Source organism: Providencia sp. PROV040, from assembly GCF_032706145.1.
GTDB classification, from domain to species: domain Bacteria; phylum Pseudomonadota; class Gammaproteobacteria; order Enterobacterales; family Enterobacteriaceae; genus Providencia; species Providencia hangzhouensis.
Genome location: NZ_CP120530.1, coordinates 955,563 through 974,262, shown reverse-complemented (window position 1 = coordinate 974,262; position 18,700 = coordinate 955,563). Strand labels below are relative to the sequence as shown.

Annotated in this window: 18 protein-coding genes; 6 read left to right on the top strand and 12 right to left on the bottom strand. The window is 39.2% G+C overall.

The window, feature by feature from the left end:
- The first annotated feature begins 288 nt into the window (after positions 1–288).
- On the top strand, positions 289–2,295 hold the full coding sequence (locus P3L40_RS04255; RefSeq protein WP_094963056.1) for a BCCT family transporter: 2,007 nt from the start codon (positions 289–291) through the stop codon (positions 2,293–2,295).
- Between the two features lie 109 nt (positions 2,296–2,404).
- Here the strand turns inward: P3L40_RS04255 and cdiI (P3L40_RS04250) are convergent, their stop codons facing one another.
- Entirely contained in the window at positions 2,405–2,527 is a 123-nt protein-coding gene (cdiI, locus tag P3L40_RS04250; RefSeq protein WP_231665161.1) for a ribonuclease toxin immunity protein CdiI, read from the bottom strand.
- A gap of 485 nt (positions 2,528–3,012) precedes the next feature.
- Between cdiI (P3L40_RS04250) and P3L40_RS04245 the strand changes: the two genes are divergently transcribed.
- Positions 3,013–3,492, top strand: coding sequence for an Hcp family type VI secretion system effector (locus P3L40_RS04245; protein WP_036958545.1), 480 nt, complete (start codon positions 3,013–3,015; stop codon positions 3,490–3,492).
- A complete protein-coding gene (locus P3L40_RS04240; protein WP_036958546.1) occupies positions 3,492–4,451 on the top strand; it encodes a hypothetical protein in 960 nt (319 codons plus the stop codon). Before P3L40_RS04245 ends, P3L40_RS04240 begins: the two co-directional genes overlap by 1 nt.
- Positions 4,452–4,474: 23 nt before the next feature.
- Here the strand turns inward: P3L40_RS04240 and P3L40_RS04235 are convergent, their stop codons facing one another.
- From P3L40_RS04235 to hpaR, 11 genes are all read right to left on the bottom strand, one after another.
- Complete coding sequence (locus tag P3L40_RS04235) at positions 4,475–4,804, bottom strand: hypothetical protein (RefSeq protein WP_094962182.1); 330 nt, start codon at positions 4,802–4,804, stop codon at positions 4,475–4,477.
- Between the two features lie 109 nt (positions 4,805–4,913).
- On the bottom strand, positions 4,914–5,309 hold the full coding sequence (locus tag P3L40_RS04230) for a hypothetical protein (protein WP_112307870.1): 396 nt from the start codon (positions 5,307–5,309) through the stop codon (positions 4,914–4,916).
- Between the two features lie 9 nt (positions 5,310–5,318).
- Positions 5,319–5,534 (bottom strand): hypothetical protein, encoded by a 216-nt coding sequence (locus tag P3L40_RS04225; RefSeq protein WP_136134809.1) that lies wholly within the window; start codon positions 5,532–5,534, stop codon positions 5,319–5,321.
- Between the two features lie 147 nt (positions 5,535–5,681).
- Positions 5,682–6,095, bottom strand: a complete 414-nt coding sequence (cdiI, locus tag P3L40_RS04220; RefSeq protein WP_136134808.1) for a ribonuclease toxin immunity protein CdiI — start codon at positions 6,093–6,095, stop codon at positions 5,682–5,684.
- Positions 6,096–6,303: 208 nt separating this feature from the next.
- The gene (locus P3L40_RS04215; protein WP_096864821.1) at positions 6,304–6,579 is read right to left on the bottom strand and encodes a hypothetical protein; all 276 of its coding nucleotides are present in this window, start codon (positions 6,577–6,579) and stop codon (positions 6,304–6,306) included.
- A gap of 393 nt (positions 6,580–6,972) precedes the next feature.
- The gene (locus tag P3L40_RS04210; protein WP_407072567.1) at positions 6,973–7,248 is read right to left on the bottom strand and encodes a hypothetical protein; all 276 of its coding nucleotides are present in this window, start codon (positions 7,246–7,248) and stop codon (positions 6,973–6,975) included.
- Positions 7,232–9,490: a DUF637 domain-containing protein gene (locus P3L40_RS04205; protein ID WP_210852705.1), complete on the bottom strand. Its 2,259-nt coding sequence runs from the start codon at positions 9,488–9,490 to the stop codon at positions 7,232–7,234. The genes P3L40_RS04210 and P3L40_RS04205 overlap by 17 nt, the downstream gene beginning before the upstream one ends.
- Before the next feature lie 152 nt (positions 9,491–9,642).
- Positions 9,643–10,554 (bottom strand): hemagglutinin repeat-containing protein, encoded by a 912-nt coding sequence (locus P3L40_RS04200; protein WP_210852706.1) that lies wholly within the window; start codon positions 10,552–10,554, stop codon positions 9,643–9,645.
- 38 nt (positions 10,555–10,592) lie between these two features.
- On the bottom strand, positions 10,593–12,401 hold the full coding sequence (locus tag P3L40_RS04195) for a filamentous hemagglutinin N-terminal domain-containing protein (protein ID WP_272515336.1): 1,809 nt from the start codon (positions 12,399–12,401) through the stop codon (positions 10,593–10,595).
- A 24-nt stretch (positions 12,402–12,425) separates the two neighbouring features.
- Entirely contained in the window at positions 12,426–14,099 is a 1,674-nt protein-coding gene (locus P3L40_RS04190; protein WP_210852708.1) for a ShlB/FhaC/HecB family hemolysin secretion/activation protein, read from the bottom strand.
- A 629-nt stretch (positions 14,100–14,728) separates the two neighbouring features.
- Positions 14,729–15,178, bottom strand: a complete 450-nt coding sequence (hpaR, locus tag P3L40_RS04185) for a homoprotocatechuate degradation operon regulator HpaR (RefSeq protein ID WP_110592370.1) — start codon at positions 15,176–15,178, stop codon at positions 14,729–14,731.
- A gap of 431 nt (positions 15,179–15,609) precedes the next feature.
- On the opposite strand from hpaR, the gene P3L40_RS04180 reads away from it, so the two are divergent.
- The 3 genes from P3L40_RS04180 to hpaE are packed head-to-tail and all read left to right on the top strand — an operon-like array spanning position 15,610 to position 18,484.
- Positions 15,610–16,239: a fumarylacetoacetate hydrolase family protein gene (locus P3L40_RS04180; protein WP_196731729.1), complete on the top strand. Its 630-nt coding sequence runs from the start codon at positions 15,610–15,612 to the stop codon at positions 16,237–16,239.
- Positions 16,239–17,018, top strand: coding sequence for a fumarylacetoacetate hydrolase family protein (locus tag P3L40_RS04175; RefSeq protein WP_094962175.1), 780 nt, complete (start codon positions 16,239–16,241; stop codon positions 17,016–17,018). The genes P3L40_RS04180 and P3L40_RS04175 overlap by 1 nt, the downstream gene beginning before the upstream one ends.
- Positions 17,018–18,484, top strand: coding sequence for a 5-carboxymethyl-2-hydroxymuconate semialdehyde dehydrogenase (gene hpaE, locus P3L40_RS04170; RefSeq protein WP_094962174.1), 1,467 nt, complete (start codon positions 17,018–17,020; stop codon positions 18,482–18,484). The genes P3L40_RS04175 and hpaE overlap by 1 nt, the downstream gene beginning before the upstream one ends.
- Positions 18,485–18,700 lie beyond the last annotated feature (216 nt).

The window sequence follows — 18,700 nt, the reverse complement described above, 5'->3', positions numbered from 1 at the left end:
TTTATCCTCTATTTAATGTTATTTCCCGATCTTGTTGATCATTCACTCGTATCATGGCAGTATAACCGCCTATTTTTTAACTTATGAAGGTGATAAAGACCCGGGTTTCATCGCTATTTTTGGCAGTTTAGCCTGCCCTCAACACCATATTATTGTTCTTTCTATCTCGTTTCCTTAGGGGAAATTTTTCGCAATTATTCATTGTTTCATTAAGAAGGACAGCTCGCTGCATATTTGTCGATATCGGTATGCCAAAAATAAAATAAAACAAAACAAAAGAAGGTTGTTATGAGTCAAATTGATACTGATTCTAAAAAAATTCGTTCTAAAATTAGTCCCCCTGTATTTTATAGCTCTGCCGTTATTATTTTGGTTATCGTTGGCTTTGCCGCTTTGATGCCAGAAGTCGCAGAATCTCATCTAAGTCATCTTCAGCAAAACTTATTCAATAATGCTAGCTGGTTTTACATTCTAGCCGTCGCTATTATTCTTTTGAGTGTGACTTATCTGGGACTCTCCCGTTATGGGCAAATAAAATTAGGCCCGGACCACGCCCAACCCAATTTTAGCTATGTCTCGTGGTTTGCCATGCTTTTCTCAGCAGGTATGGGAATTGGGCTAATGTTTTTTGGGGTTGCAGAACCCGTAATGCACTACCTCAACCCACCTGTAGGTGAACCGCAAACCGTTGAAGCCGCAAAAGAAGCCATGCGCTTAACGTTCTTCCACTGGGGGTTACATGCTTGGGCTATCTATGCCATTGTCGCATTAATTTTAGCGTTTTTTAGCTATCGCCACGGCCTCCCTCTCACATTACGCTCTGCCCTTTACCCCATTATTGGTGAGCGTATTTATGGCCCAATAGGCCATGCAGTTGATGTATTTGCAGTAGTAGGGACGGTATTTGGTGTTGCAACATCTTTAGGCTTCGGTGTACTGCAAGTTAACGCTGGGATGAACCATTTATTTGGTTTACCAGTCAGCGAAACCGTACAGGTGGCTTTGATCATCATTTTTACAGGGCTTGCAACAATTTCCGTTGTTTCAGGACTAGATAAAGGTATCCGTATCTTATCGGAACTCAATCTTGGCCTCGCATTTCTATTGCTCGTATTAATCGTTGCTTTAGGGCCAACTGTGCTTCTTTTAAAATCTTTCGTTGAGAATACAGGTGGCTACCTTTCAGAGATCGTCAATAAAACCTTCAATCTCTATGCCTATGAACCCAAATCAAGTAATTGGTTAGGCGGCTGGACACTACTGTATTGGGGATGGTGGTTATCTTGGTCGCCATTTGTCGGTATGTTTATTGCCCGTATCTCTCGCGGTCGTAGTATTCGTGAATTTGTCATGGGGGTATTATTTGTCCCTGCTGGCTTCACTTTAATGTGGATGACATTCTTCGGTAACACAGCGATTGATTTAATTAAAAATAAAGGCGCAACCTTATTAGCCGAAACTGTTCAGGCAGACGTATCTCTCGCTTTGTTTGAATTCCTTAATTATTTTCCATTCTCTTCGGTTTTATCTTTCTTTGCTATGCTAATGGTCATTGTGTTTTTCGTGACTTCAGCGGATTCAGGAGCAATGGTGGTTGATACTTTAGCTTCAGGCGGCGATTCTAATACCCCTGTTTGGCAACGTATCTTTTGGGCGGGTTTAATGGGTATCGTTGCGATAACAATGTTACTCGCAGGTGGTCTCCAAGCGTTACAAACACTGACAATTGCGAGTGCTCTTCCCTTTGCTGTCGTTTTGCTCGCCTCCATTTATGGCTTGTTCAAAGCCTTAAGAGTCGATGCCTATAAGCGCGATAGCCAACAGTTAGCGACCATTGCACCAACTGCCAGCCGTAACCCTATTCCGTGGCAGCGACGCTTGCGTAACATCGTATATTTCCCTAAACGCGCGCATGTTAAACGCTTTATGGAAGAATCTGTGAAGCCATCAATGGAAATGGTATCTGAAGAACTGGCTAAGCAAGGTACTGTATGCCATATCCATACTGATAAAGATGACCGAATAGGTTTTGAAGTGGATTTAGGCGAAGATATGAACTTTTTATACGAAGTTCGCCTCCGTTACTATATTCAACCGTCATTTGCGTTATCGGGTATGGGGACAGAAAGTGATGATGAAAAGAGCGAGGAGCAACGCTACTATCGCGCTGAAATTCACTTAAAAGAAGGTGGGCAAGACTACGATGTGATGGGCTGGGCAAAAGAGCAAATCATTCACGATATCCTAGACCAATACGAAAAACATATCCATTTCTTACACTTACTGGGTAAGTAGCCCCAAAAAAGAAACATTACCTAAAATGTGTCGATAAGAATTCACAGGCGGCTAAAATTATAGCCGCCTGTGTTTATTCGATTATTTATTAATGCAATAGAATCCTATTTTATGACATTTGAATTTTTGATAATAAAGTACTTACGCTAGCTAAGTCTTCAGGATGAACTTTTAAATATTTTTCACAAGCTAATCTGGCATAGTAAAAGCAAGTTTCTTCACTGACGACTATTTCATCTTCTTTTTCTGGAGGATAACTTATTGCAAAAAAACACCCTCTTTAAAAATCATATCATCTAAAAATCCATCATACTCACAAGCAAAATTAGCACTCTTATTTTCTCCCCTCATGTAAGTTTTATCCCTCAAATAGACAGACATGACCACGTGTCTTTTTCCTAATTGATTCGGCTACGACCCTCGTTAACTTGGTTGGTTAAATCGTCTATCACCACAAAACAGGTTTATGTTTTTCGACGATTTCAGTGTGTTTTCGCATTCAATCTCAACGTTGCTAAAAGTCGCACTGAGGCAGTTTTATGATGTCTAACGGGTGTTTTAGACACTAAGTTCGCCAGTTTAACATAATAGGTCTTATGGAAATTTTAAAATCAAGGTAAACGCAATCTATGCTAAATCATAATATTTAACTTAAGTAATGTATATGGTATTGTGAACTATCTATATTGATCTTTAATGACAAAGGGAATGCTTAAAATGGCGAATATAATTTATCTTACGCTAAAAGGAAATAAACAAGGTTTAATCTCGAAAGGATGCTCAACGATAGATTCTATCGGGAATAAGTATCAAAAGGGACATGAAAACGAAATTCTTATTAATGAGTTGTCTTCTAATTTATCGATGCATCAAAATGTCAGTTTTCAGCCTATTAGTATTCGTAAGCCAATTGATAAGTCTTCCCCACTACTTTCTCAAGCATTAACATCGAGTGAGATATTAACGTGCGACTTTACTTTTTATAGAACATCAATGAATGGTGGGTTAGAGCTGTATTATAAAATAAAACTGACAGATGCCTCAATTGTTGACCTAAATTGTTTTTATCCTAATTCTGTTACTCACAATCAAGCCCAACCAGAAGAGTCTGTATCGTTTCGATTTAAATCGGTTACCTGGGAGCATGTTATTGCAGGTACTAGTACATACAGTATATGGGAAGAAAGGAGCTTTTAATGTTCTCTAGCCCAGAAGAGACCTTTGAATGGTATGCAAATGAATTAAGAAAAATATCTGAGTTATCTGCAAGGTATTTTCTTGACGACCCCTACTGTAAACAAGGTTACAGAAGTGAAATAAATGAAGTTATAAGGTTGATCCGAGCTGATTTTAATATAGCACTGTATAATAATAATGCTAGGCATCAACGAGTAGATAGCACTCGGGATTGGTTTAGAGAGAACATAGGTTCAACGGGGAATTGGCCCGATATATATAAATACACTGAGGAAATTAAACTCGAATATGAATCAGAAAAATTAGCGTATTCCCAATTAAGAAAGGCAAGTAAAGAACTATATAATGCAACTAGGTCTTATTTTGGTGAAGGCTGGCTTTTTTATGGTGACAAGAGCCTTGATATATTAGGTGGTGCAATTCAAACAGCAGTTGGTATTTTTAGTTATAGAATAGGTAAAACAATTGGAAGTCACGGAATGAAAACGTCCGGTGCGATAAGCATGGCCTATGGTGGAGGTCGTGTATATCAAGGTATTTCTGATATTACGTATGAGTTAACTGATGGTGAAATAAACTTTAGACAAGATCCAGTTAAATTTTTAATAGAACAAGGTACTATAGCATTAGGTGGAGATAGCATCACAGCTAAGAAAATTTATTATGATGTTGATTTTGTAAATAATCTTTATATCGGTTTTGGAGCATTTAAAATTATTGATCCAAAGAAAAGAACTGAAATAAGACAATTACCAACAAAAACTTCTAAAGGATTAAGAAAATTAGGTTTTTTTGAACGCTATTTTCCAGATAACGTCGGGTTTAGAATAGAAAGATGGACTAGTGAAAATTATAAAAGAAAATTAGCTATAGGAAATAAGCCAATGTTATTATATTCATTAACAGCATCAGCAATAAAATTGAAATTGATTCTTGAATTACATAGTGACGAAAATTAGTATTTTATAATTTTTTATTTTCATTAGTGAATTAAAAGTTTAAATTTTATGGATAGATAAAATAAAAAAGGTATTTTACTATTTACTGAGTCTATAAATAAAACCATTAATACAGGGATTAAATATGCGATTGTTAAAGGTATTAGTGATAGAATTAATGGTGCCCCCATAAAAAAAACAAGAGTTAAATAGTTAATAATATAAATCAAATACAATATTTTGGGAATCTTTTTACTTGATACTGATTCTTCAAACCATGAATCAAAATCATCCCCTTTTCCAATGGATGAATGAATTGAACTAAGTTTGATAAAGTCATTTTTATTTAACTTATCTATATTTCTTATTTTCACTATGACCTCTGATACTAATATATAGCTTTTTATCTTAATTGGTGTAAATAGTCTTGTTTTTCATTTTGATGGTGGTGATTTATAATAATCACCATCAAGGTTATAATACTTAATTATATGAAATCACTTGAATTAATTCATACGGTTTACCTTGTCTTATCGCAAGGTTATCATCGAAATTGAATCCTTCAGCGCAAAATAACGATTGTATACTGTCAATAATGACATTGTTATAATTGATAATAGAAGGTTCTTCCCCATCAATAAAATATTTAAGAGTAATATCTATTTTTTCATCGTTTTTGATAGCATCAAAGATAAATTTGGTTGAGTGACCCAAATCTTTATCAATCGTCAATCGTAGAATTGGAGTGCCATTTTCATCTTTTTCTCTAGAATAACTAATTGAATTAATTAGGATCGCATCATTTTTTGAATTTGAAAGGTCTTTCGTGATTAACCCCTGTTCAGATCCAATTATTCTCATGATTATTTGGTGTTTCATGCGATTTCCTTATGTAGCATTTGGCTTTAGTAAGCCATTTTTTTTCACATAAAGCAATAAAAACATAACGAGTTCCGCACTGACTTTACCATTACTAAACCCAAATGCTGTTTTCTCCATAGAAGGATCATAAGCACCAATCCCAACTGCAAACTTCTCGGCTTGTGATTTAGAATTTAATTTATTAATTTCCTCAACCAATTTGTTAGTCGCAAAGGCATGCAACTGCTCTTTTTCTATGATGGGGGATTAATTTTGAGATATTAAGCCTAATTTAATATCATGGTCTGAAAGCGTAATAATCTTACCTTTTGATAGTAAGTTAGCCGACTATGTTTATTCAATTGTCTATTAATGCAATAGAATCCTATTTTATGACATTTGCATTTTTGATAATAAATTACTTACGCTAGCTAAGTCTTCAGGATGAACTTTTAAATATTTTTCACAAGCTAATCTGACATAGTGGAAGCAAGTTTCTTCACTGACGACTATTTCATCTTCTTTTTCTGGAGGATAACCTATTGCAAAAAAAACCCCCTCTTTAAAAATCATATCATCTAAAAATCCATCATACTCACAAGCAAAATGACAATATGCACCATCAGTACTATAGCCTCTCTTATGAACTATGTGGTCTACAACATCTAAGAAACGGTGATCATTATACATCCGATCAAAATAAGTTTTGATGACCCAATCGTGATGATCATAATTGTTTTTATCCTCATAATTATAAGGTAATCCAAACAATAAATGATTTAATTCATCAAAAGACTCATTCATATAAATTATTCCTATTGAGGATGAAAATTACTAACACCTTTAGTTTTGGGATCTAAATAAACTCTAAAGTGTATTAGTGTCGATAAGAATTCACAGGCGGCTAAAATTATAGCCGCCTGTGAATTCAATCTTTTTTGCTCAATTCTATTGAACTTAGAGCTATCTACCCCCTATCATTGGGGCTTACTGATTGTTATTACCAGATTTCTTATAATAATTTTGCAGGAAGTATTACGTCTTTGCCTTTAACATAATCCCATACCAAGGTGAATATCTTTTTATATATCGAGCTTTCATATTGTGATAGGTGCATTAATAGTTTTGATAGTTCATCCGATGATCTCATGACTGATATCTCCCCCCCTTCAGGATACGCTATAAAAACGTGACTAACACCGTTTATCGATATAGTTAAAAAAGCCTTTCCATTAATATATTGTATATTATTAAGATATACACTACTGACTAAAAACGGCATTTCCATTCCAAGGCCCCTCTAAAAATTCTCGTAGTGTCATTTGATAGCTCGTGCTTTTTTGTTGGGATTAACATATCAAAAGCAGGCAAATACACAATTTAAATTACAGTCTAGGCCGCCCTCCCCCCGGCAGAAAAAACTGAACTAGATTTGACCTGACAGACACCTTATAAATAACCGGTAACTGTAAGGTCTGAGCTAATACATATAAGGCTTCGTCGGATAAACCCTCCTTCAAGTCAAAACACCTCACAGTGGATGAACCGTATATTTCTGCTCAAATGGCCTCGCTGATCCAACAAACCCATTCAAATACTGGAAGCCTCATCAAGCTCACTCAGGTTATCAATAGGAGACTGTTACAAAATTTGAATAATGATTCTAGCGTAGAACCATGTTTTAAATTAAATTAGCTGGTAGAGATATATTTCTGCCTTCGATATAATCCCAAGTTATCTCACTTAAAAATTTAGATATTTCTGGTTTATATGGCATTATAGACATTATTAACTTATCGAGTTCATCCGTATAATTTATACCTTTTATTCCTTTAGCCTCAAATATACTTGCCATGAAAAATTTAGTTTCTTTATTGACACTAAAACCATAGCTAATATTTTTCGTTGTATTATCATAATCTATTGATAATAAAAATATATTATGGTTTGTAGACACTATGTCCATTCCATGCATCCTTAAATTCGTTAACTTTCATTGTGTACCGTGTTCCTTTAAATGGATCGTTGATTATTACATTACCTCCATTGTCTACGCCTTTAACAACAACCCAATGACCAACTTTATTACCTGAGTCCCACATCATTGCACTCCAAGAACCGGTACGATTTAATGACTCAAAACTTGAGGAAGAAACATTATTAGCAACCCAACCGCTATCAACTTTATTTAGTTTATTGGCAAGTGAATTCATTGATGTTAATTCTGTACCTAATTTAATCTGAGATGTGAAAATATTACGATCTTTTAATATCATTTCCCCACATGCAGCGCCACAACTAGTCGGCGTCACCTGTTTCACTACAGTTGGGTCAACGATTTCATTCATGACATTCCAGTTACCTCCAGCCCCTCCTTTTAATGGTTTCCGCTGAAGGGCCGTGCCTGTTGTTTTGATCAATCGCCCCATAACGGCTACAGCTCGTTCTAATGGTAACGATGTTAATAGTGCAATTGCGTAATCTTTAGTATCCTTGGCCTGTGCTAATGCCATCATAGTATCTGAAACGGGAAGATGCTCTAATATTAACTTTACAGGGTCTTCTCCCCCAGCACCGTTAAGATAATTTTTCCGAATACTACGTTTTTCTTGCTCCGTAAGGCTGCTATCACTCGCTAATACTTTTTCAAGTTCAAAACCACTTGCGAAAAAGTTATCGCCCGTATTTCCAAAAAAATTATGGTAATGGTGATTAAAAAGAAATACATTTTCTGCGGCATTAGCACCACTGTATGCACCACTCGCTTCACCTGTATAAATACCGCCAGATAAAGCCCCAACCACCTTGATTATTTGAGTATCTGCATTTAAATTATTTTTACTTTTGTTATCAAGAGATAGTGCAGCCAATTCAGCGGCTAATGCACCAACAACGGCTCCTTTTACATTGCCACCACTAATTTCTGCACTTAGTGCAGCCAAACCCGCATGACTAAGAGCTTTTCCTGTATGTCCTAGAATATTTCCCTGTTTATCTACATATAAATACTGGAATTTATCGCCTATCAGGTTAGCCCCTTCAGCTTGAATTTGCCCTGCCACATTACTGAGTAGGGCTGTTTTAAAGTTTTCACTAAAGCTCCCACCTTGGATCGCTGTTCCGATGGTTGAGCTGATAGCACTTTGCCCTGCCACACGCTGTGCGACTTGAGTCCAATTTCCATCACTGAGTTTTGGTAAAGTCACTTTGGCCGGATCTGTCGCTTTGCCATATAACGCGATATCAAATCCTTCAAGTGAACCCGCAATAATCATGCTGGTCACAATTGATTTTACGGTATCACTTTCCCCTAGACTGGATAAGGTTTTTGACAGGTTTCCTTTGTTCTCGACTAATGCGACGGAAGCTTGAGAAACGAGAGAGGCAAACCCCGCCTGTGCCGCAGCAGAAGCCATTGACGCTGTTGTCGCTGAAGCACCCATGGTTGTAGCAGTAGAGCTCGCTAACCCACCAATACTGGCGGCTGTAGAGGTTCCATAAGTAGCAGCCGCGACAGCAATGGCAATCACAGCACCTACGACTGGATTAAGGCTTTCAGTTTTTACATCCCACTGGCTATAAGCATCTTTTACAACAGCCCAATTGACGTTTTTGTTATTTTTAATGTCCCCGAGCCACTCATACCCAGGAGTACGACTTAATATTGCTAATGCCTGTTCGAATGACTGCCCTTCTTTAGTTTTAACATCCGCAGTGATCCCTTTATTCGCATCAACAGTCAGTTTTCCACCAATATGCAATACAGGTAAAACCCATTTATCTGAGGTATAGCCTTTATTACGTTGGGTGATATAAAAACCGTTAGAATTTGTAATCACCTGTTCAAATTGCGAGTTTTTGACCGCTTTAAAATTGACCTTGCCCGTTTGGCTGGTGATTTTGGCATTCTTGCCCGCATTAATTTTGGTCGCTTCTAATGTCACATCATCCTTGGCATACAGATTAATATCGCCACCTGCGGTAAATTCAGTGACTTTATTGGTTTTATCACTGCGTGTTTTTCTCACTTCCTTTTTCGTAATACAAAGCGTCCATCTATTGCATTTCTTTTTATACTCTTCGAAGTAACTGCTTTCTTCCATGGCTTGGGCGTAGAGATACCCGCCTTTTGCCGCAATATCCATCGCACCTTTGGCAACGAGACGTGAGGCTTGGAAAAGAATGCTCCCCTCTGACAAAATGGTCAGCGTTTTACCGCTGTTAATTTCAGTGCCAATTTGACGATATAACTCTTCAAATTTTTTCCCTGATTGTTTTCGATAATTCGTTTTGACCGACTCTAAACGTACATTTCCCCCGCTTGATAATGTGATGTCATCTAGGGATTTGATTATGCTGCCTTGTGCAGTGAGTGCGCCATTGGAGGCCAGTGTGATGCCTTTGTACCGGAAAGTGTCGAGGTCACATAACGCACATCTTGGTTATCTTCACTGGGGTTGGGAATGGCAGAGTAAGCGGTAGCCGTTAATTTAATATCACGACCTGAAAGCGCTATGACCTTGTCTGTGGATTGAAGGTTAGCCGACTGCAAGTCAATATCACGGGCTGCATTTAACGTAATATTGCCATTCGCGATGAGCTGAGAACGCAACTCTGGATAGCGATTGGTTTTAAATACATTATCGACATCCTTAATCGCTTTTGAGCCTAACAAAATATCTTGGCCTGCATTGAACGTCAGTGATTTTCCACTGTTGAAGGCAATGCCACGCGCTTCAATATTCTTACCTGCAGTGAGGTTTATCTCCCCTGAACTTGCCCAATTTCCTGTTTTTGTGAGTAACGCATTGATATTGGCGACAGGCTCTGAAGCCGCGAGTTTCATTAAGTTGAGTTCATCGCGACGAATAAGGATATTGTCATTGGCACTTAGGGTAAGTTTATTCGTTTTAGCTAATTGCGCATTATCAAAAGTGATATTTTTACCCGCTTGGATATGTAACGAATTTGCGGCATTGAGAACCGGGGGCGATAATACATTCTCTTTAAAGGCAGAAACGGGGTTTAAACTGTATTGAAGATCGCCATTTTTCGCAATTAAGGTGCTGTCTTTAGCCGTTAAATTGACTTGTTTAAGATTAAGGTCGTTATTGGCAATTAGGCTTTGTGATTGTTTTGCAACCAGTTGTGCATCATGAATATTGATGTTTTGACCAGCGATAATAGACAGATCATTTTCAGACTGTAAGTTAGTAGAAATATTTATATTATTAGAATTTAAAATAATATTTTTTGCTGACATTAAATAAGCGGGGGAATCGATGTGATTTATTTTTGAGATCAGTGATGAGGTAATAGGTAGTTTGTTCTCACTGCTGATCGAATGTTTAAAATCGAGGATGAGATTCGCACCTGAATGTAACCCTTTCTTTGTTTTACATTATCAATCAATTCCAAAATGAACACATCACCTTGTATTTTATAATGCGTTTCTAAAATTAATTCTTTGATATTTCTAATATTAACTATTCCACTTCCACTGTTCGAAGGATCGATGACATAATTTTTATAGGTGTATTTTTTCCAGCCAATATTTTGACTGTTATCTAAAGTATTACCGGTTAAAATTAAATTTTTCTTAGCAGAAATGATACCGTTATCATTAGTGATTTGATTACCATTAAGATAAGCATTTCCACCGCTAACTATTTCTCCGAGCCGAACTGAATCATCAGAGTAAATACTTTGACCTGTATTGACTAAAACACCCTCTTTATAAAATGCATTTGAAAAATCAGCTACACCGAACCACTTATTAGGAAGAGGGTTAACCAACTTTGCATTCATGACCACATCATAATTCCCGCCTCCTTCTCTAACTCGGTCTATTAATAAGTTCTTACTTGTGGAGGTCGGTTGTATCGTATTTTCCTTGTAGTGGGTATTTAACGACATGTTGGTCAATTGCTTCGTACGAACCACCAAATCCCCTGCATTGGTCTTTATCGTCCCCGATTTATTCTCAATCAGGGTACTCAAATCCCCTTTGGCATTTTTTTGCATCCACAGATTATCTTGTGCCTGAATGAGTGCGCTATTTCCTGTGTTACTGACGTTATCAGCAAAGACACGCATATCCTTGCCTGCGGTAACTTTCCCGTTATTGGCGAGGGTGTTGGTGGCTAATGTGATGTCTTTGGCGGCATTCACGTTGGCATTGGCGTTAATTTGCAGGTTTTTGGTGCTAACATTGATGTCTTTTTTCCCTTGAATATTGCCGGCAAGGGTAATTTTGCCATCGACGGTTAACGTCAGGTCATGTTGGTTGGCTTGCACATTACTGAGGTTAATCCCCACCCCTGATTCCGTACTCACCAATTTCACTTGGTTGGCATACATCCCACCCAGTGCTTTGGTATCTACGGAAATACTGGGTTTTGCTCCTTCACCCGCAATCGGTGTCACGGTGCCTTTTTGAAAGTCAACACGGTTGGTGCCTTGCATCAGGGTCAGGTTCTTGGCTTTGATTTGCCCATTTAGTTCGGTGGCGCGGCTGATAATATCGGCATAGGTTTGCGCTTCGGTATTCATGCCATTGGCGCCGATAACCACACTGCCTTTTTTCACCTCAACCGCAGACAAAGCCCCCTTGTTATCCAGAATAGGTTTTCCCGTGGTTAAGGTAATCGCAGGGGTATTCACAAAGCTACAGCCATTGCAGGTAATCCCATTCGGGTTAGCAATTAAGACATTCGCCCCTTTGCCTGCTACTTCCAACTTACCTTGTAATTCTGAGCGGCTACTGCCGGTAACTTCGTTGATAATCAGATTAGCGGCATTTCCCTTTAAATTCGTATTGGCTTTGATTTGCCCTGCAATTTGGGAATTCACATTAGTGGTGGCGTTGTTGAGTACCGCACCTTGTTTATCGACATTAAATTGTTGGAATTTATTGTGGGATATTCCTGCCCCATTCGGCGTGGCGATATTAATAATCGGGACGTTATTTTGTTGGCTGATTTGGGTGTTTTTATCTGCCGCCGTCATGGCTGCTCCCCAAGCGGGATGTAAGGGGTAGACTGCGGTTAAGAAAATAATGGTGTAACTTAATATCCGCTTAGAGCGAGAAGGTAATTGTTCATTTAGCATAAATAATCCTTTAAAAACGTAAAGCTACAGAGAGAATGAGACCGACCAATAAGCCGACCAATTGTCTGGTTTAAGTTGTGAGGGATAATGCAAAGGTTTACTGAGTAGAAACTGAGAATAAATTAGGCTATTGCCTGTAAAAGAGAGGCCAACGGCTCCACCAGCTAGGGTGTCATGTTCAACGTGGTATTTATCTGAGGCAATAAACCCGTAATCTAACGCTCCGATAAAACGCAGTTGCCCAATTGCCGTATTGGCGATGTCTTTATTGATTTCATTACGCCAATAGCCACCTCGGTTACCACTCAAAGACTGCTCATGGTAGCCACGGACAGAATACTGGCCTCCAATACTTATGCGTTCAATGCCGTATAAATTATCGGGCGAATATTGACCGTAAAATGAGGTTAAATAAGTCAAACCATTAGCGAAAAAATACTGATAACTGCTACTTAGACTGAATTTGCGGTAATGGCTTCGTGGTGAGCCTTGCGCGAGGGTGTCCGGTGAGGCACCAAAGGCAGATATCCCCCATTCAGCAGCAGGGTTAAACGTGAAGTAACCTTGTCCCAGCGCGGTACTGTATTGTGGGGTAAATGAGAGCGAGGTTAAAGTTGGGCTGCTGATACTCAGGGTTTGGGAAGCTAGCTGAGTGCGGGCATTTTTATGTTTGAAACTGCCTTGTAAGGTTAGACGCTGTTTGCCATCGCGATAAATTAAGTTGCTGACATCAAATTGTTGGTTGGTATTTTTGCCTTCATAACGGTATTGCTGATCCAATGTATAAAACGGCTGTAATGTATTATTACGATAAAACTGATAACGGTAAGACCAATAACCATAAGGCACATTCACATTCGCAACGATATAACGACTATGATGGGATGCACTTCCATCCATATCGGTATTGGCCGAGGCTGACCACTGCTCACCAAACCCTAATGGGGAATCTACCGTCAAACCGCCTGTAATCAGCTGTTTTCCTGTTGCTTTCATCCCTGAATTATCGAAGTTCAATTGGCCCGTAATAGGCCATTTTTTCCCTTGCTGATGAATAATAATCCGAGAGTAGCCATTTTGGCTTCCTGGCTGGATATCGATAGTGTACTTAGCGGACGATAACCGGTTGAGTTGCTCCAACCCCTGTTCAATATCCCGTAGATTTAATATTTTACCTTGTTGATAAGGAAATATTTGATGAACTAGGCGCTCTGGGGAGTTATCAATCTCGATAGTTTCAATCTTTCCTTCAATCATTTGTAAAGCGAGATGATGTGACGATAAATCTTGCTCAGGAATGATGGCTTGAGAGGTAATAAACCCCTGTTCTATATAGTAATTAGTCACATGCTTGGTGAGCTTATGTATTTCACCTAGCGTGAGGCAGCGTTTTAAGTAAGGTGAGGTTAACTGAGTCTGAGTTTTACTGGTGAGTTGTGTGGCACCGACAAATTGGATCTTATCGACCGGGAAACAGATTTCATCTTGACCGTGTTTGGAAAAAGTATCATCAACGGTGATTACATTGTGTTTTTCCAATAGGTTACGCTGGATTAACTCCGATTCTAACCGTTGTTTCTGTTCAAATTGAATACTTTCATTCGTGGAAGGGAATAATTGATTTTCCGTGTAGCCATAAGGAGAAATCATAAACAACGATAAGCATAATAAACGCCACATAATTTGATATTTTGTCATGTTATCTAAATTTTCGTTACGAACAGTAAATTTACCGTAATGTAACTTATTCTCATTAACTGCTTTTAGATAAAAAAAATCCACCATGACTAAAAATTAATACTTTCATTCTTAATATTGTTTTTTACGCTATTTCACTGCATTAATTTGACCAAATTGCAATTAACGATAAAGTCTAACGTTATATACTGAAAATCAATCATTTGATTTTATTAGGAATGATTTTTCTGAAGAATTTGTCACAAGCAACCTATAGGTAATTTCACAATTACAAATAAGATATGACAGTGAGGGATTGGCTACTCAACTAAAAGTATAAATGAAGTTCAACTTCAGTGAATCTAAACGGAAAAGTGAATTATTTAAGTAATAACTATGTTCTAAATAATTCGAATTATAAGAAGGCGACAATTGAAGAAAGTCCGATGAAAACACACCAATATGTGACCCAGTAGCCAGCGCCAGCAACAATGTCACAATGCGAAATATGACGAAGACAAATTAATTTTCTAAATAGTTCGAACTCTAGCAAGGCGGCAATTGAGGATAGTTTGGGGAGCATACATCAGTATGTGACCCAAATAGCCGAAAGAAGCCAACACAGCTAGAGCTCGAAATATGACGAAAATTTAGGCACTTTTCCGCTTATTCATCTCACTGTAGTCTGGGCTCTCTAAAGCGATTAGCTCATCCAACAACGCGGTCAATTGCTGCATTTTCTCTGGCGAAAAAGCCAGCTCGATTTTTTGATAACCTTCTTCCACTTCCTGCCGTGCTTTGTCATACAGCTCTTGCCCTGCCGGTGTCAAAGAGACATATAATTTGCGCTGATCATTCAACGGTTTTAAGCGGAAAATTAAACCTTCGCGCTCCATACGGGTTAGGATCCCCGTTAAACTTGGGCGCAGAATACAGGTTTGGACTGATAATTCATGAAAATCAATTGAACGCTTATCAGCTAAAACGCGAATGATACGCCATTGCTGTTCAGTCAAATTATACGACTTTAATATCGGCCGGAAAAAACCCATTGCGGTTTCCCTTGCCTGCAATAATGCAATTGTCAATGATTCATGCATAAGCTTAAAACTCACCACTTAATTAACGTTATTTAGCCTAATTTAGGTATTTTATGGCGGCTGCCACAGTGCTTTATTGGCACAATGCTTTAGTGAAACCCTTTGGTTATCACCATGAATTTCCACATCACCAATTTGCCTTATTCAAGAGTAGCACGGTCAAATAACAATCTCAAAGAAAAACCCTAAAATATTAATGAGTAAATAATTTAAAATTCAACTTTAAAGTTAATTTTTTGTAAATCAAAAAAAATTGAAAAAATAATAAATTCATTTATAACAGCATGTTACAGAAAGATGACTCAATTATGTTAATGAGATCACAATTAAAATTAACATTTACATAAACCTATTGCTAATTTAAAAATTATACTTTATTAATATATTAATAATTACTCGAAAGTTGAATTCTTTTCATTAAGGAGTTGTCAATGAAAGGCACTGTATTTGCCGTTGCCCTCAATCACCAAAGCCAGCTTAGCCATTGGCTTGAGGCATTCCAGCAAGCCCCTTATAAGACCCCACCAAAAACCCCTGTGTGGTTTATTAAGCCGCGTAATACGCGTATCAATTCAGGTGAGCAAATTTTGCACCCTATAGGTGAAGAAGTGCAAAGTGGCGCTACGCTTGCTTTGGTGATCGGTAAAAATGCACGCAAAGTCAGTAAAGAGGATGCTCATCAATTTATTGCTGGGTTTGCGCTGGCAAATGAAGTGAGCTTGCCAGAAGACACCTTCTATCGCCCTGCAATTAAAGCAAAATGCCGTGATACTTTCTGCCCAATCGGTGAAATGGTGACTACTTCGCTAAATACTCCTGTCGATATCATCACCCTAGTGAATGGCAAAGAAGTGGATCGCTGGTCAACAAAAGATCTGATCCGCAATGCTAGCGAGTTAGTGGCTGCATTAAGTGACTTCGCCACCTTAAAGCAAGGGGATGTGATCCTGCTCGGAACGCCACAGCAACGTGTCACCATCAAACCCGGTGATGACGTGGTTATCCAAGCGGAAGGCTTTCCTAGCCTGAAAAATACCGTTGTGGCAGCAGGAGGAAAATAATGTCTACGATAACAAAACGCGCCAAAATCCTTTTTAAAGGCACTGAATATTCCGTCACTGTTGGTGATAACGAAGCCATTACATTACCTAATGGGGATGTGATCGCGGGTGATTCTCCTGATGTTGAATGGTTACCCCCTGCTCAAGGGACGTTATTTGCCCTTGGTTTGAACTATGCAGACCATGCTGCCGAATTAGAATTTAAGCCACCTGAAGAACCTTTAATTTTCTTAAAAGCAGAAAGCAGCTTAACGGGCCACCGCCAAGTTTCTGTTCGCCCTGATAATGTTGAATATATGCATTATGAGTCTGAGTTAGTGGTGGTGATTGGAAAAACGGCTCACAAGGTCTCAAGAGAAGATGCCATGGATTATGTCGCAGGTTATACCGTGTGTAATGACTATGCGATCCGTGACTATTTAGAGAACTATTATCGACCAAATTTACGTGTTAAGAGCCGTGATACCTTAACGCCGATTGGCCCTTGGATTGTCGATAAAGATGCCATTAAAGATCCGCATAATTTAGCTTTATACACCTATGTAAATGGTGAATTACGCCAAAAAGGCACCACTGCCGATCTGATTTTCGATATTCCCTTTTTAATTGCTTACCTCAGTGACTTTATGACACTGCAACCGGGAGACATGATTGCGACAGGGACACCAAAAGGGTTGTCTGATGTCGTGCCGGGTGACGAAGTCATTGTTGAAGTTGAAGGTGTTGGCAAACTGGTCAACACCATTATCAGCGAAAAAGACTATGAGGAACGTGTGTAATGACTAAGATTAATCATTGGATCAACGGTAAAAACGTTGCTAGCAAAGACTATTTTGAAACCACCAACCCTGCAACGGGTGAAGTACTCGCTGAAGTCGCAGCGGGTGGACAAGACGAAATCAACCAAGCCGTTGCCGCAGCAAAAGACGCATTTCCAAAATGGTCCAATACCCCGATGAAAGAGCGCGCTCGCTTAATGCGTCGCCTTGGTGAATTGATCGACGAAAATGTCCCGCAAATTGCAGAAATGGAAACCAAAGACACTGGTTTGCCTATTCACCAAACTAAAAACGTGTTGATCCCACGCGCTTCACACAACTTTGAATTCTTTGCTGAAATTTGCCAGCAAATGAATGGCCGTACTTACCCTGTTGATGACAAGATGATGAACTACACCTTGGTTCAACCTGTGGGTGTCTGTGCGCTGATTTCCCCATGGAACGTGCCATTTATGACCGCAACATGGAAAACCGCCCCTTGTTTAGCACTGGGTAATACTGCGGTTCTGAAAATGTCTGAGTTATCACCATTATCAGCGAATCGCCTTGGTGAACTGGCTCTGGAAGCCGGTATTCCAGCAGGCGTTTTGAACGTGGTTCAAGGCTACGGTAGCACTGCGGGAGATGCTTTAGTCAAACACCATGATGTCCGTGCGGTTTCCTTTACTGGGGGCACGGCTACTGGCCGCACTATTATGCAAAATGCAGGCTTGAAAAAGTATTCCATGGAATTAGGGGGTAAATCACCGGTACTGGTCTTTGAAGACGCGGATATTGAGCGTGCACTAGACGCTGCCCTGTTTACGATTTTCTCCATTAATGGCGAACGCTGTACGGCTGGCTCACGTATTTTCATCCAAGAAAGTATCTATCCTGAGTTTGTTAAACGCTTTGCGGAACGTGCAAACCGCTTGATCGTCGGTGACCCGAACGATCCGAAAACCCAAGTGGGTGCATTGATCAGCCAGCAGCACTGGAACAAGGTTTCGGGTTATATTCGCTTAGGTATGGAAGAAGGCGCAACCTTGTTAGCGGGTGGCCCAGACAAACCGACTGATCTACCTGACCACCTCAAAGGCGGTAATTTCTTACGTCCTACCGTACTGGCTGATGTCGATAACCGCATGCGTGTTGCACAAGAAGAAATCTTTGGGCCTGTGGCTTGTTTAATTCCGTTTAAATCTGAAGAAGACGGTTTACGCATGGCAAATGATATCGAGTACGGCCTTGCTTCGTATATTTGGACGCAAGATGTCAGCAAGATTTTACGTTTATCACGCAGTATTGAAGCTGGAATGGTGTTTGTTAACACCCAAAACGTGCGTGACCTGCGCCAACCATTCGGTGGTGTCAAAGCCTCCGGTGTAGGCCGTGAAGGTGGCGAGTACAGCTTCGAAGTGTTCGCAGAAATGAAGAACGTCTGTATCTCCTACGGAGACCACAACATCCCTCGCTGGGGTGTGTGATTCATAAATTTATTTTATTTATCAATTAGATACCCATGAAAATTTGAACTGTAAATGATTCATGATAAATAATAGCTACAACAAATTATGGGTAAACTCGTTCCTTACCCTAAATAGTTTGAGTTGTAGCTAGGCGGCAAGCGAAATCATCCCTATGAGCATACATGAGTATGTGATTAGGGTGGTTTTGTGCGGCCAACACCGCTACAGCTCAAA